General features: G+C 57.9%; 13 protein-coding genes and 1 pseudogene. All 14 read right to left on the bottom strand.

Features of this window, described 5'->3' with window-relative positions:
- Window positions 1–124: 124 nt before the first annotated feature.
- Window positions 125–490, bottom strand: a pseudogene (locus tag ABY44_RS03580) (TniQ family protein); the annotation flags it as partial.
- On the bottom strand, window positions 487–1,482 hold the full coding sequence (locus ABY44_RS03575; protein WP_431640859.1) for a TniB family NTP-binding protein: 996 nt from the start codon (window positions 1,480–1,482) through the stop codon (window positions 487–489). The pseudogene ABY44_RS03580 and the gene ABY44_RS03575, both read right to left, overlap by 4 nt.
- Window positions 1,483–1,493: 11 nt before the next feature.
- Entirely contained in the window at window positions 1,494–3,473 is a 1,980-nt protein-coding gene (locus ABY44_RS03570) for a Mu transposase C-terminal domain-containing protein (RefSeq protein ID WP_431640858.1), read from the bottom strand.
- The gene (locus ABY44_RS03565; RefSeq protein ID WP_431640857.1) at window positions 3,436–3,999 is read right to left on the bottom strand and encodes a TnsA endonuclease N-terminal domain-containing protein; all 564 of its coding nucleotides are present in this window, start codon (window positions 3,997–3,999) and stop codon (window positions 3,436–3,438) included. Before ABY44_RS03565 ends, ABY44_RS03570 begins: the two co-directional genes overlap by 38 nt.
- A gap of 390 nt (window positions 4,000–4,389) precedes the next feature.
- Window positions 4,390–4,800 carry a helix-turn-helix domain-containing protein gene (locus ABY44_RS03560; RefSeq protein ID WP_124573063.1) on the bottom strand — a complete coding sequence of 137 codons (411 nt, stop codon included), beginning with the start codon at window positions 4,798–4,800 and terminating at the stop codon, window positions 4,390–4,392.
- 658 nt (window positions 4,801–5,458) lie between these two features.
- Window positions 5,459–8,320, bottom strand: coding sequence for a TrlF family AAA-like ATPase (locus tag ABY44_RS03555; RefSeq protein ID WP_431640856.1), 2,862 nt, complete (start codon window positions 8,318–8,320; stop codon window positions 5,459–5,461).
- A gap of 9 nt (window positions 8,321–8,329) precedes the next feature.
- Window positions 8,330–11,323 (bottom strand): type I restriction endonuclease subunit R, encoded by a 2,994-nt coding sequence (locus ABY44_RS03550; protein ID WP_431640855.1) that lies wholly within the window; start codon window positions 11,321–11,323, stop codon window positions 8,330–8,332.
- On the bottom strand, window positions 11,320–12,513 hold the full coding sequence (locus ABY44_RS03545) for a restriction endonuclease subunit S (RefSeq protein ID WP_431640854.1): 1,194 nt from the start codon (window positions 12,511–12,513) through the stop codon (window positions 11,320–11,322). Before ABY44_RS03545 ends, ABY44_RS03550 begins: the two co-directional genes overlap by 4 nt.
- Window positions 12,506–14,137 (bottom strand): type I restriction-modification system subunit M, encoded by a 1,632-nt coding sequence (locus tag ABY44_RS03540; protein WP_431640853.1) that lies wholly within the window; start codon window positions 14,135–14,137, stop codon window positions 12,506–12,508. The genes ABY44_RS03545 and ABY44_RS03540 overlap by 8 nt, the downstream gene beginning before the upstream one ends.
- Window positions 14,134–15,636, bottom strand: a complete 1,503-nt coding sequence (locus ABY44_RS03535) for an N-6 DNA methylase (protein ID WP_431640851.1) — start codon at window positions 15,634–15,636, stop codon at window positions 14,134–14,136. Before ABY44_RS03535 ends, ABY44_RS03540 begins: the two co-directional genes overlap by 4 nt.
- On the bottom strand, window positions 15,633–15,830 hold the full coding sequence (locus ABY44_RS03530; RefSeq protein ID WP_076926752.1) for a hypothetical protein: 198 nt from the start codon (window positions 15,828–15,830) through the stop codon (window positions 15,633–15,635). Before ABY44_RS03530 ends, ABY44_RS03535 begins: the two co-directional genes overlap by 4 nt.
- A gap of 680 nt (window positions 15,831–16,510) precedes the next feature.
- Complete coding sequence (gyrB, locus tag ABY44_RS03525; protein ID WP_060173380.1) at window positions 16,511–18,985, bottom strand: DNA topoisomerase (ATP-hydrolyzing) subunit B; 2,475 nt, start codon at window positions 18,983–18,985, stop codon at window positions 16,511–16,513.
- Window positions 18,986–19,177: 192 nt separating this feature from the next.
- Window positions 19,178–20,284: a DNA polymerase III subunit beta gene (gene dnaN, locus ABY44_RS03520; protein ID WP_006756934.1), complete on the bottom strand. Its 1,107-nt coding sequence runs from the start codon at window positions 20,282–20,284 to the stop codon at window positions 19,178–19,180.
- 168 nt (window positions 20,285–20,452) lie between these two features.
- The coding region (gene dnaA, locus ABY44_RS03515; RefSeq protein WP_431640850.1) for a chromosomal replication initiator protein DnaA at window positions 20,453–21,581 on the bottom strand (1,129 nt) is incomplete at its 5' end.

The following is a 21,581-nucleotide window of genomic DNA, read 5'->3' as shown; positions in this document are numbered from 1 at the left end:
CTTCCGATGCTGGCTCCATTGGCATTTCGGTAAACCTCCGACCGCACGAGCACTGTATGTAGGACCCGCTCCTCCACGTCACCACTTTGCCGCATGCGTCGCACGACTCTCTTAGCATCGCGCCGTGTGTCGGACATGCTACGAATACGCTTAGCGACCATGCTGACCTCATGTAGTGGTCATCGGCTAGGCATGCCGGACACCAACGCATACGGATTCTATTGAGCCACGACTCCTTCTCCGGCGAAGCTGTGTTGCCGTCCCGTTTGATCCACGAAGGCCACGGCTCCGGCAGGCAATTCAGCTGTTTGGCCGAAACGAGGGTTAGATCGGCAAGATCTTCGATAGTGACGGGATTTTTTTGAAGGATGTCTTTGACGCAATTGAAGCTTCCTGGGTATCCATTGATACCCAAGAGCCGGCGCAGATACTCGGTGAGATTCTCATCTTTGTGAGGTGGATCGCGGAGCAAGAGAGGTGCGCGGCTCATCTTGCTCCCCTTCTCGATTGACGGCTCGTCTTCGGTTTCGCACCAATGCTCTCCGCCGCAAAGGGTTCTAGCCGTCTGTCCAAGCGACGAAGACAGAAGTCTTTGTTGAACGGGTTGAGTTGGCCATAGCCAGCCTCCCAAATTTGTTCGACGAAGGCTTGCTCTAGGATAGCTTCCGAAACGATTTTCGAATCGGAGCGGAATGCAAGCATGAGCGCGCGTTGAAATAGCGAGACCAAATAGCCGATCCGACCATCGGTCGCGTAGTACAGTCGCTCGAGTGCTTGGTATGACGAGGGCTGGAGTGCACATTGAACTGGTAGCGCGTCGAATAGAGTCGACACCAGAGCCATGAATTCCTGAATTCCTCGCTCGCTATCGAACGTCATGGGATCCATGGGCAGAGCGGCCGAAAATCGACGACGGAGCTGCCCATTTGTGGCGACAAGTATCTCGGCACGGCGAATACCGACAAGAACGACGGGTTTCGCGATTCGGTCCGCGAAGTTCTTGATCCAATCGCCCACTTTGTAGATCGTTGGCGACTGCCCTCGATCGTGAACATGTTGCAACTCGTCGAGTATGACCAAATCGACCGAACATGCCTGAATGAGTCCAATCAATCGTTCGGTCTTCGACGAGTTGGTCCCTTTGGATGGAGCCGGATCTCCAATTTTCGTCAGGAGACACTCGGCGACCGAACTGATGGTCGCTAGTGCTGGGATAGAAGCATAGAGGACAGGAACGACGTCGCGGTGCGGTTCAGAGTAGCGCTGATTTTCACCCTCGACAACTTTGCACACCGTAGTTTTGCCACAGCCAGTTTCACCGTATATAGCCAAGCATTCGGCGAGCCCCGTTCTTCGGTACAGGGTCAGCGATTCCGATATGCTGCGATAGGCGGTCTCGAATTGTGGAAACATGAGGGTTTCACGGCGAAACCGATCCAAGGCATCCAACTGCTTTGCAGACAAGGCTGAGATTTCCTTCATTTTTTCACCCGTTAGATGATGTTTCGCCGGATTCGATTTAGCTTTACAGAGGAATCTCGGGCGTTGACTGGGGAGGTCGTCACACGAGATTTCTGAGGAGGGGGAAGACTCGGCGTTGCGTTCCCGGACGGGTTTTCGTTGCTCACGCCTAGCGCTTTAGCCGCCTTTCGTCGCTGCCGGAGATGCTTCGAGCTTGCAAGGCCAGATAAGGCCTCGGCAATTTCGATGCGTGCTTCCATTAGGCTCTTGGCGCGCTCACCGTTTTCCTCGCTATCACGACGGTACTTGCTGATCAATTTGTGCTGTGCCAAGCGAAGTCCTTTGGCGTAGCCTGCTTCGACGGCCGGCACGCGAATTTTCTCTTGCCCGTCGGGCGCCCAAAGCCATATAGAGCCAAGGTCTTCGGGGTCGTATGCAACTCGGACACGTACGCCTATGCCGTATGTAGAGATGATCGGTAGTAGGTCGTCGCTTGCGTAGTAAAGGCCATTGAGCAACACACCGTCATGGCGCAGGCTACGCCTTTTGTAGATTCCAAGGTGCAAAGCGATTTCTTCGGCCGACGCAGGAAGATTCTGAGATACGCCGGCAATTCCTTCTTCCCATTTTTTGCTCGGAGTGGTACCGATACCTTTGTGTACGGTTTGCGCGTAAACATCAAGAAGCCACTTCTCAAAGAGATGGGTGAATTCGGAAATTGTTAGAACCGTGTTGGTGAGTGGATCGTAGTCACCGCGAGCTGCGAAATGTGCAAGGCTGGTACCCGGCAATCTATGAGCAAAGGAATAATTGCAAGTCTTCAGAAAGCGCTCTACCACGCCCTTGAACCGAGGTTGCCTCTTTGGGCAAAACAACAACTGTATTTGCAAGTCGAAGCAGGCGGCAGCTAGGGAGGCGCTGTGAAACTCCGCGCCGTTGTCGCACACCAGCACTTCGAACCGGCCGTAGCAGGGCCAAGGGTTCTGCACGATCAGGTTTGGCACGACGGCTCTAGCTGGCTTCTTTGGAAGAAGTGCATGTCGGACGGCGCGCATGACTGCCAGTGTTGATGTGTCGTCAAAGCTAATGTAATAGCCTAACGGCATGCGGCTGAAGACGTCGATCAGCATTGTCAAGGTTGGCCGACCGCACGGAAGCCACGTTTTTTCGTCCAAGAGAAACACGTCGAATGGTGTATGGTCGATTTCTACCCGCTCAAGGACACGGGAAACTTGTACACCTCGTCGAACAATTCGATATCGTCGGTCAGCGACAGGTTTTCCTTCATTGAGTATAGTGATGTCGTACTCAGGCACTCTGCCGAACAATCGATACAGAGTCCTCGTATCGGGAATCTGAAGATGCTCGTTTTCTGGGAGAAAGTGATTGGCGTGGGTGATCTTTTTTGAAAGGCGGTCCTCGACATTTGTCATCACCAGTTTGCGAGCGATGGCTGCTTCCTCAACAATGCTTTCCATGAAGAGGTCAATGACTTTCTGGTCCGTTCGCGGTTTGCGTGGGCCTTTGAGGTCGTGTCGGGGTATTAGCCTGCGGGGATCGTTTGAGGTTCCAATCGCTTCGCACCAGCGATAAATGGTTGTGGGACTCGGAGGTTTTTTATCGTTGATTGTCTGGGCTACTTGCAGTATGAATGGTTGTAAAATTTTCGGTGTGTATGATGGGCGACCATTCGATAAAATGAGATCCACGTATGCTTTCCGCCGGAGTGCAGCTACTTGTACTGATTTTTTAAGCTCGCAAAACGGACGCCCATATCGGGAGCGCAAAGCGGCGTCGTCAGAAGGGGCATCTGCCTCGGTGAGACGTCGGGGTACGACCACCACTCGTCCTTCCGCGTAAGCCTCCAAAATCTCCTGCCTTGTCTTACGGACCAGGTCCAATGTCTCGCAATTCTCAAGTGTGACAATTCCATTATCGAGTGTGCGTTCGATACGGAATTTCACGCCATCGATCTTAAAAACCTGTCCCTTCGTCAATGAGAAACCATTCATGCTTACTCTCCAGAGATATGTTGACAGGCGTGTCATGGCTGAGTGGACGATCGAGGGGGCATGTCGCATGCCCACGCATAAGAAGATCAACAACGGTACTTGAATCGAGGAGTTCGATAAGTTGTCCTAATGTAACGATCCCAGAATGAGATACCGTCCTCAGGCTACGGCGAATCGCATCGTAGTCGACTGCGAAGAGTGGCGCGTCATATCGCAGGCGCCGGAGGTTGGTCAATCGCGGTTGCTTGCGAATGAGCTCGTCCGTTAGAACTAGGAATGACAACCCGAGTCGATGCATGTGCTCTTCGATGCGATCGAATTTGTCACGCATCTCCGGGGCGGCCAGGCGACGCGCCGGTTTGATCTCGACCAGGAATTGCCTGCCGTCCGTCAGTTCGAGCTGATAGTCGGGTGTGTAAAGGCGTGTCCGATCTCCGTCGGGAAACGAGATGCGTATTGGTTGTTCATGATAGGCCGCGATTTGGGGGGACATCTCGAATAGGACGCATGCATCTGCCTCCAGCAAGTGTTCATATCCGACCATTCGGTTATTTTTGTGACTCGGGAAGAGTCCGCGTGGAATTCCGCCAGACCGCGACACGATTTTGCGGACCGGCTCATGACCGGTGACCCATGGAAGCGGTGTCGAGTACCTCGCTTTCACTTCTGCTCCTTTTCAGGTGTGAGCTACCCCCTCGACAACCAAACGTTGTCGAGAATTGCGCTGACGATGGGCGAGCGCTATCCGCGACTCGACAAAATTTGCTCGAATCGCATGGGGCAGCGGATCGACAGGAAAAAGAAGGGCTTGACTCTGGGGGCGGAGCGGAGGAGACTCGAAATCGCCAAATCACGAATCTTCTTTTGTTCCGACCACAGAGCGCTGCTGGCCCCTCGGGTTTGCGGCGCTTTTTCTTTACATGGTCCCTCCTTCAATCACATCGGCATTATGTGGAGCGTCAGATTTCCGGTTCCGCACTAGTGCCGTGTGAACGCTTGCGATTACCTCGACGTCTTCCGCGCTCAATCGCGGCAGGTCTTCCGCGATTGCCATGAACACGGCGTGCTTGCGGGGCGACAGCTCTTCCGGCAGGCGAAAAAATCGTTGCGATCTGCGCGCCACGTTGAACAACTGACGAACGCGATCACTGTCAAGCTCCAGAGCTCGACCGAGCATCTCCAGGAATGGCGAACTATCGGGCGTTCGCCGTCCCGTCTCTACTGCGCTGATGTATGTGTCGTCCACGCCCATACGTGTCGCCAGCGTGGCCTGGGTTAGGCCGAGCTCGATGCGACGATCTCGAACGAAGTTTCCGAGGGCAGTCATAGAGTCGACAACATTAGGAAGATTGGAATGTGTATCAGGATATCGATCGCCTTATTCACCGGCAATCTCCCGGTAACACAATGTGCCGAATATGATGGAACAAGTAGCGGATGGAATTTGTCCAGATAGCGACAAAATAAATGTTTTTTTTTCGTTCCGATCCGAGGCCGCGTGTGAAATTGAGGGGTGAAATTCTCAATTTCTATCGTATGTGAAAGAGTTTTCCGAAATTTGGCTATTTGATCGCGTCCAAAAAATTGGACTCACCCGGTGCATTCAGACCAGGCGGAAGACGCGATGAAATTTCTCTATTACATCGGCTATTCGTTAAAATCGTTCCAATGGTCGATGGATTTCAGTCGTTGAGCCGGGGCACTGGGGGTATTTCGCAGAGTCGGGGTGTGGCACTATGTGTGCGTGCCGTAAAATTACGATATGCCTTCGAGGGTTGAGCAAAGTGATCGCAGGTGGAGTCGCGGGTCGAAGATTTTTGACGAAGTGGAAGCGACCGTCCGACGACTCGGTCGTTGCAAGCACGCTGTGAGAATGTTCATCGTTGTAGCGCTGGAGCGCGATGACGAGCTTCAGCACCGTCGTCACCGCATTCGATTTCGGCATGCAGGCCGCGCAATTGCGATTCATCAGCTTTGCGAAGCCCTCAAACCTCTCTTCCCAAGCGTTGATAGCGTCGCTCAAATGCCTCTTCGCCGCCCTCCATCACCTGACATACCTCCCTGCGCATCGCCTTATCCTGCAGGGAGCCCGTTTGTTTGATATGGCACTGGTGGTTGAAGTCCAGCACGTGAATGAGTTCGGCGTCACCGTTAACGACAATGTTCGGGTTGTGAGTGACGACGATGAGCTGGCGACGCAGCTTGTTCGAGCGAATCTGCTGAACGACCAAACCGTAGATTAGATGGTTGTCGAGATCGTCTTCAGGCTGGTCCAGTACCAGCGGCTCATTGCCATGTGCTAGCAGGAAAGCGAGCATGGCGGCAGCGCGCTGGCCCGCCGATGCCTGGCCGATAGATTGGAAATCCTTGCCATCCCCCTTGCGGCTGTACTCCACCTGTAAACCGTCTTCTGGGAACCAGCAAAGGATGTGATCGATGTACTCGGGCCGCTTGTCAGCCTCGGCCTTTAGGAACTTGTTGAACCATCCACCAAATTCGCCCTCGCCGCGCCCCGCCTTGGCCAGGCGCTTCTTTTGTGCTTTCAGGGACTGTTCAAACGCTGCCGTATCCCATTCGCCCGGTTTCTCAACGAGCTCGACCGTGCGAATCAAATCCGCCACCACGCCCTTGGCCGGTATATCGTCTTGCGCCTCCAGGTACAAGTCGTCAATGTACTTGCCCTCAGCTGCGCCCAGCACGTCCCGCAGCGAGCGCTCGATGCTCTGCCCATCCCTGCTGTACGGAACCAGTTCAATGCGTACATAAGAGTTATCGTGCAAAGTCGCTTGCAAGAATGTCGCGCGCTGGGCACTGATAGCCTGACGCGCAATCTGAACCTGCTCTAATTGCGACAGGGCCTTTTCTCTCAGAGCCTCATGCTGCGTCTTTAGCGCATCTAGTCGTTTCACCTCGGTTTCGATTCGCTGCTTCTCCTGCACAAGCCGGCCGTACTCACTTGGATCGCTGACCCCCTGCTGTTGCAGGTCGGTTTTCAGCTTGTCGTAGGTCGACTTCGCTTCGCTAATTCGAGCGAACCACGGAGAGACTTCCAACTCGCTTCGGAGTGAGCGTCCTCTCGCCTCCAGTGCTGAGGCAGTGCGCTCTACTTCCTCCCTGGCCTTGTCAACGGTGGCCTTCAGCTCTTGAACAAGCTGCAGCGCAGCGCTGTCGTCACTGGCGTCAAACAGCCCGTCCGGCAGGTCTTCTGCCAGCAAGTCTGCGGCAAACTTCTTCAGGCGTGTTGAAAGTTCGACGGTGCTTTCGAACTGGCGCTCCAGTTCACTGCTTTGCCTGCTGGTGCGCTGGTAGTTCTTCAGCACCGCCGCATGATCGGCGCCTTCAAAACGGGCCAGCTTGCGCTGTACGTCCTGCAGCGACAGGGTCAAGGATTCGCGCCCTTGAAGCTTGCCTTCCAGTTCGCGCATCTGTGCCCGCGTCGCCAAAAAAGTGCGTTTGGCTTCGTCGAATGCCTCTTGCTGCATTCGTGTACCGGCCGCATCGTCGATCACTTTCAACAGGGCTTGCTGGCTATCACCGGCCAACGCGGCGATTTGCCCCTGGCTGAATAGTCGAACGGGAAAGCGTTGCTCTGTAATGGCCTGGCTACCAGAGGGCTTGAAGGACCGAGTGGCGGGGTCCCATTCCTCGACCACATCGCCCTGGCTGTCCTGTTGCCAAAGCAGGCGATATGAGGTTCCGTCGCGGTGAACTTGAACGCTGATAACAGTATCCGCTCGCAAGCCACCATCGTCATTTCGAGTCTTTGCGACCTTATTGAATCGATTGAAGGTCTGCCCAGCTTCCGAGGGCAAGGACAACTCTTTCTCACGCCGGTAGGCCAAGCGAAGGGCATGGACGATGGTCGATTTGCCGGTGCCGCGCCCACCGATCAGTGCGTTGAAATATGGGTTGGATGGCAAGCGTGCGGCTGCTTTACCCCTCCCCATAAAGCGCGCGTCGCGGATTTCGATAGACTCAATGAAGTGTTCAGGTGTGTTGAAGGGCGTAAAGCCAGCACTATCGTCACTGCGACGAACTGACACGTCTTGCCCATCAAGCAGCGCCAAACGCAAACCTTCCAGGCTTGGCGTTGCCATCTTAATCCACGTGTAGCGAGAGCCGGGAACGGCTGAGCCCTGGAAGGTGTGGCAGTCGCTGCCCACCACGCTCGCGAACGTCAGCTTCAGTTCATCCAGGATCGTGGGTTTTGGGCTGCTTGACGTAACCCATTCCATGGCAAGAATGCCAGGCTCCTGAAGCACCTGCTTGACGGTCGTGGTGTCAAGCAAGCATTTGCGCGTGCCCGTCTCGGTTTGAAGCAGCCCCTTATCGCCATCAACATGTGCGGGAATGGCAATGCCTCCCTCAGCTAGTACCCTCTCGACGACCTTGCCCGCCCCCTCGCGCGTCACCTCGTCGCTGTCACCGCGCGTACCGGAGTAGTCCACCTTGGCCAATAGATCGCTGATGGTTTGGCTTGAGGCGTTGGGGCCAAAAATGGCAAGGAGGTGGAAGCCACCCTGGACCGAAATCTCCACGCCGGGAAACAGATGCAACTCGCGAAAACCTGCTGGCGCGCTGCCGGCATCGGCCTGGCGTTTCATCTCGGCATAGGCGCCTTTCAGCTTATCGATCCATTCACCACTGTTGTGGTCGGTCACGGCCACGCAGTCAATCCCCGCGTCCATGTACTTGAGCAGCCAGGTCTCAGGCTTAAGCGCTTGAGGCGTGTCAATAACCGCCTGCCAGGCGGTGGTGTCCTTGGACGCGGGCGTGTGCGTGTGGAAGTCGAATTTCCACCAGCGCGCACCAGGGTAAGACCAAGTCTGACACGAGATATCGCTCATTTTTTCCCCTCAGTAATACTGCCGGATGTAGTTGTAGGCCTTCTCGAATAGTTCCTCATCCGCATGCAGTTTGTACTTGAAGAGGGCCTTGCGCAGAGCCTTCTTCACCTCACGCTCCCCGGCTTGCGTTCCTTGCCAACCGGGGAAGCGGACCAGGCGCACAATCTCATCGATGTCTGCTACCACTCGCTCGACCATGATGGGCGTCTCGGCAGTCTTCGCTTCGTTAAAAAGCTCGGTCAGTGCTGCCTTGCCGCGATCCTCGTCTTCCTCAGGCGGGACCTCCTTCTCGGCTTGCAGGGTTTCCTTGGCGATCTCCAGCAACTGCTTCAAAAACTCGATACTGTTGATCTGTCCAGACTCAAAACGGTCTTTCAGCGCGTCGAGCCGTTCCGACAGTTTCTTGAACTTCGGGTTGCCCGCGTGCTTGCGCAACCTTCGGTTGAGCTTGATCTCGATCTCCTTGGACTTCTTCGGATCGGGGTTCGAAAGCACCGCTTCAAGCAAGTCGGCATCCAGTACCAGAGTGTCGAGGTCATCTCGCACCGCATCCACATGCACGTTCTGATGGATCAGCTCGATGGTCTTGGCGCCGAGGGAATGCCAGATCAGCTTGCCATGGCCGCTGGACGGCTGCACAGACTGGTACACCTGCGACAGCCACTTGTAGTCCTTCTCGAAGGGCCCCAGCACCGTATCAGGTGACAGCGCTTCCCAGATCTTGTTGAGCAGGCTGTATTCGGCCGCGAAGTTGTCGCGCACCTCGTTATTGGGCAAGCACTGTTGCGCCGCGATCAGGCCTTCATAACCCTGCAGCGTGCGGTCGCAGCCCTGGAAGAAGGCCAAGCATTTCTGAATCGCTTCGGGTAGCCTGTCCTTCAACTCCTGAATGTTGCTGACCACCTGCTTGACACTCTGGTCGTCGAATTCCAGCGCAGCGGCCACGTCGTCGAAGATGCCCAAGTAGTCCACGATCAGTCCGTGGGTCTTCTGTTCGGAGTAGGTACGGTTCACCCGGCAGATAGCCTGCAGCAACGTATGGTCACGCAACGGTTTGTCCAAGTACATCGCTTGCAGGATGGGCGCGTCGAAGCCGGTTAGCAGCTTGGCCGTTACGATGATCAGTTTCAGCGGGTCGGTAGGGTCGCGGAAGCGGTCGAGCAATCGCTCTTCCTCATCGCGGCTGCGGTCGTAGGGGGCATACTCAGGGTGCTCCTTCTTGTCGGACGCTTGCACCGACATCACGATGTCGGTGGCCTCCGGTGGTAGCAGCTTGTCCAGCTCGGCCTTGAACAGCAGGCAGGACTCCCGGTCGAACGTGACGATCTGACCTTTGAAGCCGTTAGGCTCCACTTTGGTTTGGAAATGCTCAACGATGTCCTCGCACACCTTGCGGATGCGCTCGGGCGTCTTGACCAGCACGGCCATCTTCGCGGCGGTCTTGGCGAGGTTATCCTTGTCCAGATCCGACAGGCCGCCGGTCAGGTCTTTGTAGGCGGCGTCCAGCGCGGCCTTGTCGATGTGCAGGTCGATCAGCCGAGGCTCGAAGTGCAACTTCAGTGTAGCGCCGTCGCGGATCGATTCCTCGAAGCCGTAGCGGCTCATGTAGCCCTTTTCGTCTTCGTCCGCACCGAAGGCGTAGAAGGTATTGCGGTCAGCGCGGTTGATCGGAGTGCCGGTCAGGCCGAACAGAAACGCATTTGGCAAGGCTTCGCGCATTTTGCGGCCCAGGTCCCCTTCCTGGGTGCGGTGGGCTTCGTCCACCAGCGCGATGATGTTGCTGCGGTCGTTGAGGCTGCCCGTGGCCTCGCCGAACTTGAAGATCGTCGTGATGATGATCTTGCGCACATCCTGCGCCAGCAGTTGCTGCAGTTTTTCGCGCGTGTCGGCCTTTTCGAGATTGGGAATGTCCGCCCCGGTGAAGGTCCCGGTGATCTGCGTATCGAGATCGACCCGGTCCACCACGATCAGAACGGTGGGGTTCTTCAGGCCAGCATGCATGCGCAGCTTCTGCGCGGCGAATACCATCAGCAGTGACTTACCCGAGCCCTGGAAGTGCCAAATCAAACCCTTTCTGGGATAGCCCGCCAGCACCCGCTCGACGATCTTGTTGGCTGCCTCGTACTGCTGATAGCGGCAGATGATCTTGATGCGGCGCTTCTTCTGGTCCGTGGCGAATAGGGTGAAGCTGCCCAGAATATCCAGCACCACATGCGGCCGCAGCATGCTCTCGGCCGACAGCTTGAGCGATTTCAGTGGGTGGTGCTGGCCCTCATCGCGTGCGCCATCCAGATGCCACGGGCCCCAATCCTTGACCGGCAGCCCGATGGACCCGTAGTGGTAGGCCTTGCCCTCGGTGGCCACCGAGAACACGTTGCAGACAAAAAGCTCCGGCACGAACTTCTCGTAGTCGTGGTGCACCTGCACCGCGCCATCGACCCAGCTGATGCACTTCTTGACCGGCGTCTTGGCCTCGATCAGCACCAGCGGCAGGCCATTGACCAGCAGCACCAGATCGGCGCGGCGCTCGGTGGGACCGGCACGGTAGGTGTATTGTTGGGTGACGACGTAATGGTTCTGCGCCAGGTCGTCGAGGTCGATCAGCCGTACCTGCACATGCTCGTTGTTGTTGCCGAAGGGCATCGAGCGCTCACCACGCATCCACGCGGTCATTTCCTCGTTGGCGCGTATTAGCCCATCCGAGCGCACCGAGAGCACGATGGCGCGCAGCTTGTAGAACACCTCGTCGGCGCGATCGGGCTGAGCGGCAATCTCCGGGTTCAGGCGGATCAGCGCCTCGCGCAGCCAGGGTTCGACCAGCGCTTCCTGAGTCTGGCGTGGCACCGCTGCCGGGGCGGCGTAGCGCCAGCCGATGCCCTTGGGGCTGGGGCCGTAGCCGGCTTGAGGTTCCTGGGCGGTGTTGGCCGGGACAGCCTTGATCGCGCCGACGAGAAGGTCGCGGACGTAGGCTTCGACGGTGTTGGATTCGGTAAATGCGCTCATCCCTGCCCCCCTCCAAATATCTCCGTACTTAGGCGCTTCGAGATAGTAGCGTGGTGTTCTTTTCTATCGGCAATTTGTTTCAGGTTTCGCCTGGCCGCTTTCAGCTCACCCGCAATTGAATTCTGAATAGCAAGAGGGGGAATTGGAATCGGCATTTTCCGAACAACGGTCGAATTGAGAGTATTAAGCCCACTGGTGCTTTTGCCTCGCCCTCTAAAGTAAGCCCGTCCCGCTGGAGAGTTTACGTACTCAAGAACGTAGTAAGGATCAACCTCTGGTCGGCAACGAATCCGAATCAGGTGATTTTGATGAAGGCAGATCGGAAGTTGCTCTTCCCAAATCGATGCTCTACCCAATTCGGCGATATCGGCATGCCCCTCGACAACGAGGATGTCATTCCTTCGAAGGATGCATCCGTCATCCTTACTATCCACGCCAACATCTTTAACCTCAGATAGATCGATATGAAATCGCTGAACATTTGCCACTCGAAGATACGGTGATTGCTTCTCAAGCGTTCTGCGTTTGGCGTTGATCGTCAGCCCGTATTGCACATCAGCGATATCGCCAATGACTTGTGCTTTCGCTTCATCGTCCATCGGCCCAGAAAACAGTTCACCAGTTCTAGAGAGTAGAAGCGCTTTTAGCGCGGCTTCAGATGCTTGATAGGCATCAGCGCATTCGCGAATAGCCTCCAGAACTTGAACGATCTCGCTTTGCTCCTTCATCGGAGGCAACGCAAACGCAAAATCAGCCAAACTCGTCCAGTTCGTGCGAGGGCTCAACGATCCCGCCGACGTACCCACTGCGTAATCGAAGAAGGCGTCGGTCTGGCAAATGAACGGCAGCAACTCCGGCATCAAGACCCGCGCGTCCTTGGTCTCCAGCACGTAGATGTCACCGGAGCAAACACCGGAGAAATCCGCCACGGCCACCTTGCGTTGGTAGGCGCGGCGCTTGCCGAACAACACCTGCCCGGGTTGAAACACGCTAGTGAAGGTAACGCCGTCAGCGACGTTACCCCAACTGCGGATGCGCAAATCGCCTGGTTCGAGGTGTTCCAGACCAACGTAGCGTTCAAAGCCATCGGCCAGCGGATCTTGGCTGCGTGCCTTTGAGAGCCGCACTACGTCGCCGAACTTCACTTGGAGCCAGCCGGGTTTAAGGTTTTTGTTCTTCTTATCAGACACGCTCGATGTCCTCCATGATCAGTCCATCCAGCGTTTCCACCAGCGCGTCCATCTGCCGCCAGAAAGCGCGGCCTTCGCTTTGCCACTGCTCCCACGACGAGCGCAACGATACCGCGTCGCCATTCCTTTCGGTGGCGACGGTTGCAGCGATACGCTTCACGTATAGTGGAATCGACAGGTTGCCGCCGTTCACACTGATCTCGGCCAAGGTGGCGACCTTGGCGAAACCGGGCACATCGACAAACGTCTTGTAGGCGGCCAGGATGCGCTCCTGGTGCTCGGGCTTGAGGAAGCTCTGTGCTCGCTCGCGGGTAACCTCGTTCACCGCATCGATGAAGATCACCTTGCCCTTCCGTGCTGCTGTCTTCTTGCGGTTGCAAATGACGATGCACGATTCCATCGGGGAGTTGTAGAACAGGTTGGGCCCCAGGCCGATGACGCCCTCTACCCAATCCTGTTCGACCATCTTGGCGCGCATCGTCTGTTCTTCATTGCGGAACAGGACGCCGTGGGGCCAGAGCACGGCACATCGACCCTTGGCTGTGAGGCTGGTCAGGATGTGCTGCTGGAACGCATAATCGGCACGGCCCTGCGGCGGCGTGCCCAGCGAGTTGCGGCCCCACTTGTCACTACTCCAGTCCTCGCGGTTCCACTGCTTGATGGAGTACGGCGGGTTGGCCAGGATCACATCAAACTGGCGCAGACGATCACCCTCGATGTGCTGGGGGTCGGCTAGGGTGTCGCCCCGGATGATTTCGAAGTCCTCCACGCCGTGCAGGAACAAGTTCATGCGGGCGATGGATGAGGTGATCAAGTTGCGCTCCTGCCCGTAGAGCTTGAGCGTACGGTATTCGCCGCCGGAGCGCTTCACTTCGTCCAGCGCCGAGATCAACATGCCGCCGGTGCCGCACGTGGGGTCGTAGATCGACTCGCCCGCTTGCGGTGCCAGGAGTTGCGTCATCAGGTGGACAACGGTGCGGTTGGTGTAAAACTCGGCGGCCGTATGGCCGGAGTCGTCCGCGAACTTCTTGATCAGGTATTCGTAGGCGTTGCCCAGCTCGTCCTCGGGGACGTTGGCCACCGACAGCGTTTGGTTCGAGAAATGCTCGATCAGGTTCTTCAGCGTATCGTCGGGCAGGCGCTCGCGGTTGGTCCAAGGGGCATCGCCGAAGATGCCATCGAGCAGATCCGGGTTGGCCGTCTCGATGGCACGCATGGCCTTCTGAATGGCTGCGCCGACGTTCTTCGGGGTCTGTCGCATGTCATTCCAATGCGCACCCGCAGGAATCTGGAAGCGGTGGTTCTCGCTAAACTGCGCGTAGGAAAGATCGCCGTCCGAGTTGGCCAGCGCCACTCGGTATTCCTCGTCCCAGACATCCGACACACGCTTGTAGAACAGCAACGGGAAGATGAACTGCTTGTAGTCACCTGCGTCGATGAGGCCGCGCAGCAGCACGGCAGCGCCCCACAGGTAGCTTTCCAGCTCTCGCTGGCTGATGCGCTTAGGGCTACCAGTTTTATCTTGTGCCATTTGGGCAAACTTTTCCTTCAGTCGCGCGCGCGCAGCGTTCGCCATTTCTTCAGTGAAGATCTTATTGTCCTTGAAGGGGCGGTCTGAACTCATTGCAGCCATCCCCCTTCAGTCATGATCTGCCCGAGCCGCTCTTCCGCTTCGCGACAGCGGGTAAGCACATCCTTGAATGCCGCGATGGCGTCAGGCAGTGGCAGGGTGTTTTCTTGCAGTGGGGGCAGGACGTAGCGTGAAATGTTTAGTGTCCAGTCCTCGGCCCTGATCTCGTCGAGGCTGACCACACGAACCGCGTCCTGAACGTCGGCAAAGCCGCGATACCAGCCCAGGATTCCGGCGATATGCTCGGGCTCCAAATAGTTTTGGGCACGCCCCCGACGGAACAGTCGTGAGGCATCGGCGATCAACACTTTCTTCTTGTGCTTAGTCGGTTTGCGCTTACGCAGCACCAGGATGCATGCGGCGAGCCCTGTTCCGTAGAACAGGTTGGGCCCGAGCCCAATCACGGCTTCGATCAGATCCAACTCCAGCAGTTTTTGGCGGATGCTGCCTTCCACGCCTTTGCGGAACAGAGCGCCCTGGGGTAGCACCACCGCCATTCGGCCGGTCACGTCTGCCGTCGACTTGACCATGTGCTGCACCCAAGCGAAGTCCCCGCTGGATGACGGTGGTAACCCAGCAAAGTTGCGGCCAAAAGGATCGTTCAGCCACAGGTCTTCACCCCACTTTTCCAACGAGAACGGTGGATTTGCGATCACGCAATCAAAGGTGGCCAACCGGTCGCCCTCGAAGAAGGCTGGGTTGCGCAGCGTGTCACCGCGCACTACCTGGAAGTCCTCAATGCCATGTAGGAACAGGTTCATCCTCGCGATGGATGAGGTGGTGAGGTTTCTTTCCTGCCCGTACAGCTTGCCCCACAGGCGTTTAACGTCGCCATGCATCTCTTTGACGTGCTGCACGGCAGCCAGCAACATGCCGCCAGTGCCGCAGGCAGGGTCGTAGATAGTCTCGGTTTCCTTGGGGTCTAGCATGTCGATCATCAGCCGTACCACGCCGCGCGGGGTATAGAATTCGCCCGCCTTCTTGTTCGTTGCGTCCGCGAACTTCTTGATCAGGTACTCATAGGCATCTCCGAGGAGGTCGGAGTTGACGTTGTCGTTGCCCAGGGGCAGCGCCGAAAAATGCTCAATCAGATCCTTAAGCAGTGCATCGGACAGGCGCTCCTTGTTCGACCACTGCGCATCGCCGAACACACCATACAACGTGTCTGGATTGGCCTTCTCAATTTCGCGCATCGCGCGTTGCAGCGCTGCCCCGACGTTGCTGGCTTTGGCGCGGATGTCGTTCCAGTGGCAGTTTTCCGGGATTTGAAATCGGTGCGATTCGGGGAAGCAGGCAAGTTGCTCGTCGCCAGTCTCGTCAACAATCTCCTGGTATTCCTCGTCCCAGACATCGCAGATGCGCTTGAAGAACAGCAGCGGGAAGATGTACGTTTTAAAGTCAGCCGCATCCACCGGGCCGCGCAGGATGTTGGCGGATTCCCAGAGGTGGCCTTCGAGCTGGCCGAGGGTGACAGTGGGCAACGGACGATTCATTTCGATTGTGTTCTCTTGGGCGACGCGTGCTGAGGACCTTCTGCGTGCAAGCCGTGTTGCTGCGCATACTCGAGCACAAGAATCTCGATCATTGATGCCACCGACCTGCGCTCATGCGCAGCAGCCATGCGCAGCAGTTGCTTGATGTCGGCAGAAGTGCGGATGGAAAGGGTTTCGTCTTTCAGGCGTGACATGACGGCGCCTCAGTAACAATGTCGCGCAAATGTACTGCATTTTGCACTGCATGCCTACCCGGACCTGTCATGCGCTTAACCGACGAGTGGTCGTATTTGGCTCGCTAACCCACTACGCGCGGGACTGGCGAGAGGGAATGGTTCTTCCGTCGATTCCAAGAAATTTGAGCAACCTATCACCCGCATGAGCACGACCGGTTGACCGGACGCTTTCCTTCTGCGTCCTCGTGGTGTGCAACGTTACAAATTCCTGGTGATAGCTTTCGTCGACAAGGCCAAGTCGTATGGGGCACTTTCGTGACAAGAGAGCATAAATCCCTGGCGAATGGGAAGGCGTCGCCGAATTTTCTCAGCCGTCAAGGGAAATAAAAATCCAGAAAAGCAAATAAAAAACCCCGCTAACCATATGGAAAGCGGGGTTTGCGAATGCAACGGAATTCGAACCGTTGTCCGAGAGCAGAGGGGGCAAGCCCCTCGGTACTGAAAAGCCGAACTCCAACGCTATGGCTTTGCACTTGCCTTTAAAAATTTCCGCTAGGAACGGCGCATAACACGCGCCAAATTTCTTCGGGAATTTTCATCAAATGCGTCTTCAGTTTTCAGCTTTTGTGTCGAATTTTTCACTTATAGTGACATTCGACATTCCCAAAATCTCACCTTATGGGTCACGCTACACCGTGTTAGACGTCAATATTCCCCGCCCTCAACGCATTAGACTCAATAAACGCCCGACGCGGCTCCACATCATCCCCCATCAGCGTAGTAAAGATCCCATCCGCAGCAATTGCGTCCTCGATCTGCACGCGCAGGAGTCGCCGCACCGTCGGATCCATCGTCGTTTCCCACAGCTGCCCGGGGTTCATCTCCCCCAGCCCCTTATACCGCTGCTTCGACACGTTCCGCTCGGCATCCGCAAGCAGCCACTTCATCGCACTCTTGAAGTCGCTCACAGCCATGCTGCGCTCACCACGCTTGATAACAGCACCTTCCCCAATAAGCCCCGTGAACGTATTCGCGGTGGCCACGAGCTGCTGATAATCCGCCGTGTGCTGGAATTCCTGATCGATGACCGAAACCCGCACGTTCCCGTGATGGGTGCGCTCGACATGCAGCGACCGCTGCTCGCGCACCGCATCATACGAAGGCACCACACGCACTTCGTTCTTCAAAGCCTCGTCATGCAACGCAGCGTGCAGCGCCTTCGCCGAAGCCTCCGTCGAAGCCTCGTTGGAGAGGTCGATCGCAACGCCATCCATGATCGCTTCCAGCGCGGCCGGGTCATACAACCGGCTCAACCGGTCGATCACGCTCCGCGACAGCAGATACGATCGCGCGAGCTCCCCAAGCGCATCGCCGGAAATCACGGCGGCATTCTCACCAGGCACCAGCTCCGACCCTTGCAGCGCCAACCGCAGCATGTGCGCGTTGAGCTCCACGTCGTCCTTCAGATACCGCTCGTCCTTGCCCGCCTTGATCTTGTAAAGCGGCGGCTGCGCGATATACACGTACCCGCGCTCGATCATGTCGGGCATCTGGCGATACAGGAACGTGAGCAGCAGCGTCCGGATGTGCGCACCGTCCACGTCCGCGTCGGTCATGATGATGATGCGGTGATAGCGCAGCTTGTCGAGGTTGTAGTCTTCCTTGCCGATCCCGCACCCAAGCGCGGTCACGAGCGTGACGATCTGTTCCGACGACAGCAGCTTGTCGTAGCGCGCCTTCTCGACGTTCAGCACCTTGCCGCGCAGCGGCAGGATCGCCTGGAACTTGCGATCACGCCCTTGCTTCGCCGACCCACCTGCCGAGTCACCCTCGACGATATAGATTTCGCACTTCGCCGGGTCTTTCTCCTGGCAGTCCGCGAGCTTGCCCGGCAGGCCGACGCCGTCGAGCACGCCCTTGCGTCGCGTCATCTCACGCGCCTTCCGCGCAGCATCCCGCGCCCGCGCAGCCTCAACGATCTTCCCGCAAATGATCTTCGCGTCGATCGGCGTTTCCAGCAGGAACTCTTCCAGCGCCTTCGCCACAACTTCCTCAACCGGCGCGCGAACCTCAGAAGAAACCAGCTTGTCCTTCGTCTGCGAGCTGAACTTCGGCTCCGGCACCTTCACGGACAGCACGCACGACAGCCCTTCGCGCATGTCGTCGCCGGTCGTCTCGACCTTCGCCTTCTTCGCGATTTCGTTGTCGGTGATGTACTTGTTGATGACGCGCGTCATCGCGGCCCGCAGGCCGGTCAGGTGCGTGCCGCCGTCGCGCTGCGGAATGTTGTTCGTGAAGCACAGCACGTTTTCGTTGTAGCTGTCGTTCCACTGCATCGCGACTTCGACGCCCACGCCGTCCTTCTCGCCGTTGGCGAAGAATACCGTCGGGTGCAGGTTGGTCTTCGTCTTGTTGATGTACTCGACGAAGCCCTTCACACCGCCGGCGAACGCGAAATCGTCTTCCTTGCCCGAGCGCAGGTCGGTCAAACGGATACGCACGCCGTTGTTCAGGAACGAGAGTTCGCGCATCCGCTTCGCGAGGATGTCGTAGTGATACTCGACCGTGCCGAAAATCGTCGGATCAGCCATGAAGTGCACTTCGGTGCCGCGGTTCTCGGTATCACCGGTGACGAGCATCGGCGACACTTCCACGCCGTCCACCACCTCGATCACGCGATCCTGCGCGACGCCGCGGTGGAACTCCATGAACCGCTTCTTGCCGTCGCGGCGCACGGTGAGGCGCAGCCAGCTCGACAGCGCGTTCACGCACGACACGCCCACGCCGTGCAGGCCGCCGGACACCTTGTAGCTGTTCTGGTCGAACTTGCCGCCGGCGTGCAGCTCGGTCATCACGATCTCGGCGGCACTGCGCTTCGGCTCGTGCTTGTCGTTCATCTTCACGTCGGTCGGGATCCCGCGGCCGTTGTCGGTCACGGAAATCGAGTTGTCGGCGTGAATCGTCACGTGGATGTCGTTGCAGTACCCGGCCAACGCTTCGTCGATCGAGTTGTCGAGCACCTCGAACACGAGGTGGTGCAGACCGGTGCCGTCAGACGTGTCGCCGATGTACATCCCGGGGCGCTTGCGCACCGCTTCCAGACCTTCGAGGATCTGGATCGACGAGGCGCCGTAGCTGCTGTTATCGGGTTGCGAATTGTGCTGTTCACTCATGGATATCTTCCGGTTCTGCGAGGCCACTCAGGTGGCGGCGCGGTGCGTTTCAGCGAAGGAAATCGCCGGGCCGCTCCAGTTTCCTGGCCCGCCCAAGTGCCGAAAAGGCACTAAAGGGGCGGGTTGTCGGTTCGCCATAAAAACGCCAAAGGGGCTTGCCGCCCCCTGGTGTGTGTCTTGATGTCGTGCGCGTCAGATGCGCATCGGCATCACGACATACTTGAACTCGTCGTTCTCGGGCACGGTAATCAGCGCGCTCGAGCTGGCGTCGCCGAGGCTCACCTGTACGGTGTCGACCTTCAGGTTCGCGAGCACGTCGAGCAGATACGTGACGTTGAAGCCGATGTCGACGGTATCGCCCTGGTAGGCGATTTCGAGTTCTTCCTGCGCCTCTTCCTGATCGGCGTTGGTCGACATGATCTTCAGCTGGCCCGGCGCGATGATGCAGCGCACGCCCTTGAACTTGTCCGAGGTCAGGATCGCCGCGCGCTGCAGCGAACGCTGCAGTTCTTCACGGCCGATCTCGAACGTGTTCTTGTGCGCCTTCGGGATCACGCGCTGGAAGTCGGGGAACTTGCCCTCGACGAGTTTCGACACGAGCTCGACCTGGCCGAAGGTGAACTTGGCCTGGGTTTGCGCGATGTCGATGGTGACGGTGTCGTCGATGTCCTCGAGCAGGCGCTGCAGCTCGAGAATCGTCTTGCGCGGCACGATGACTTCCTGGCGGCCGAACGTGCCGCCTTCGAGCTTCATCGACGAGAACGCGAGGCGGTGGCCGTCGGTGGCCACGGCCATCAGCTGGTCGCCGTCAACGACGAGCAGCATGCCGTTCAGGTAGTAGCGGATGTCCTGCTGCGCCATCGCGAAGTGGACCATGCCGAGCAGCTGGCGGAACGACTTCTGCGGGACGGTGAGCGTGGCGCCGAAATCCTTCGCCTGTGCGACGGTCGGGAACTCGTCGGCCGCCAGCGTCTGCAGTGCGAAACGGCTCTTGCCCGATTGAACGGTGAGGCGCTTGTCGGCGAGCGACAGCGTGACCTGGCCGTCAGGCATCGCGCGCAGGATGTCGAGCAGCTTGCGGGCGGCGACGGTGGTCGCGACCTGGTCGCCGCCGACGCCGAAATCGGCGCGCGTGGTGATCTGCAGCTCCAGGTCGGTCGACAGGAATGAAACGTCCGGGCCGTTCTTGGTGATCAGCAGGTTGGCGAGGATCGGCAACGTATGGCGGCGTTCGACGATGCCGCTGACCGTTTGCAGCGGCCTGAGGAGGGTGTCTCGTTCGGTCTTGACCAGTTGCATAGAGTTCCTTCGTTGAGTAACGGCCTGCAGCGCAGCAGCCTCGCAGCGCCCCGCCGGCCGGGCTCTTGGCCCGCCACCACCGGGGCGGTCAAACCAGTATTGTGCCTCAAAACCGAACCGCCCCCCTTAAATTGGGGCGGAGGCCGAATTATCAAGCGCGCCGCGCGCTCAGCCCTTCAGCGTTTGTTCCAGCACGTGCAGCTCGTGGTTGAGCTGCGCGTCCTTGCTGCGCTCGTCGGCGATCTTGCGCACCGCGTGCAGCACGGTGGTGTGATCGCGCCCGCCGAACAGCTCGCCGATTTCCGGCAGGCTCTTCTGCGTGAGTTCCTTCGCGAGATACATCGCAATCTGTCGCGGCCGCGCGATGTTCGCGGGGCGCTTCTTCGAGTACATATCCGCGACCTTGATGTTGTAGAAGTCGGCGACGGTCTTCTGGATGTTCTCGACCGAAATCTGCCGGTTCTGCACGGTCAGCAGATCCTTCAGCGCTTCCTTGGTCAGCTCGATCGAGATCTCGCGGCCGTGGAACTTCGAATACGCGAGGATCTTGCGCAGCGCGCCTTCGAGTTCGCGCACGTTCGAGCGCAGGTGCTTCGCGACAAAGAACGCGACGTCTTCCGACAGGTTCACGCCTTCCGACTGCGCCTTGCGCATCAGGATCGCGACGCGCATTTCCAGCTCGGGCGGCTCGATCGCGACGGTGAGGCCGGAGTCGAAGCGCGAGATCAGGCGATCGTCAATGCCCGAGATTTCCTTCGGATACGTGTCGCTGGTGATGATCACCTGCGCCTTGTTCGCGACCAGCGCCTCGAACGCGTAGAAGAATTCCTCTTGCGTGCGCGACTTGCCGGAGAAGAATTGAATATCGTCGATCAGCAGCAGGTCGAGCGAATGGTAGTAGCGCTTGAAGTCGTCGAACGCCTTGCGCTGGTACGCCTTCACCACGTCGGACACGTACTGTTCCGCATGGATGTAGCGGATCCGCGCGCCGGCCTTGTCGAGCAGCAACTGGTTGCCGATCGCGTGGATCAGGTGGGTCTTGCCGAGGCCGACGCCGCCGTACAGGAACAGCGGGTTGTACGAGATGCCCGGGTTGTCCGCGACCTGGATCGCGGCGGCGCGTGCGAGCTGGTTCGCCTTACCGGTCACGAAGTTGTCGAACGTGAGCACGGGGTTCAGCTTCGAACGCTCGTACATCGAATCGGCTTCGCCGCCGTTCGCGGGTGCGGCGCCCGGCCCCGGGCGCCACGTGCGGCGGCCGGCGGCCGCTTCGTGCGCGGGCAGGCTCGGCAGGTCG

The organism is Burkholderia sp. ZZQ-2 (genome assembly GCF_050768715.1).
In the GTDB taxonomy this organism is placed as follows: domain Bacteria; phylum Pseudomonadota; class Gammaproteobacteria; order Burkholderiales; family Burkholderiaceae; genus Burkholderia; species Burkholderia cepacia.
The sequence above is the reverse complement of the archived record's forward strand: the minus strand, read 5'-3'. Positions and strand labels throughout refer to the sequence as shown.

Coding starts and splice junctions, on each gene's coding strand:
- ABY44_RS03555 (WP_431640856.1), bottom strand. CDS start 8,320: ATGAGCGATATCTCGTGTCAGACTTGGTCTTACCCTGGTGCGCGCTGG.
- ABY44_RS03540 (WP_431640853.1), bottom strand. CDS start 14,137: ATGAGTTCAGACCGCCCCTTCAAGGACAATAAGATCTTCACTGAAGAA.
- ABY44_RS03530 (WP_076926752.1), bottom strand. CDS start 15,830: ATGTCACGCCTGAAAGACGAAACCCTTTCCATCCGCACTTCTGCCGAC.
- ABY44_RS03550 (WP_431640855.1), bottom strand. CDS start 11,323: ATGAGCGCATTTACCGAATCCAACACCGTCGAAGCCTACGTCCGCGAC.
- ABY44_RS03570 (WP_431640858.1), bottom strand. CDS start 3,473: ATGAATGGTTTCTCATTGACGAAGGGACAGGTTTTTAAGATCGATGGC.
- ABY44_RS03560 (WP_124573063.1), bottom strand. CDS start 4,800: ATGACTGCCCTCGGAAACTTCGTTCGAGATCGTCGCATCGAGCTCGGC.
- ABY44_RS03575 (WP_431640859.1), bottom strand. CDS start 1,482: ATGAAGGAAATCTCAGCCTTGTCTGCAAAGCAGTTGGATGCCTTGGAT.
- gyrB (WP_060173380.1), bottom strand. CDS start 18,985: ATGAGTGAACAGCACAATTCGCAACCCGATAACAGCAGCTACGGCGCC.
- ABY44_RS03535 (WP_431640851.1), bottom strand. CDS start 15,636: ATGAATCGTCCGTTGCCCACTGTCACCCTCGGCCAGCTCGAAGGCCAC.
- dnaN (WP_006756934.1), bottom strand. CDS start 20,284: ATGCAACTGGTCAAGACCGAACGAGACACCCTCCTCAGGCCGCTGCAA.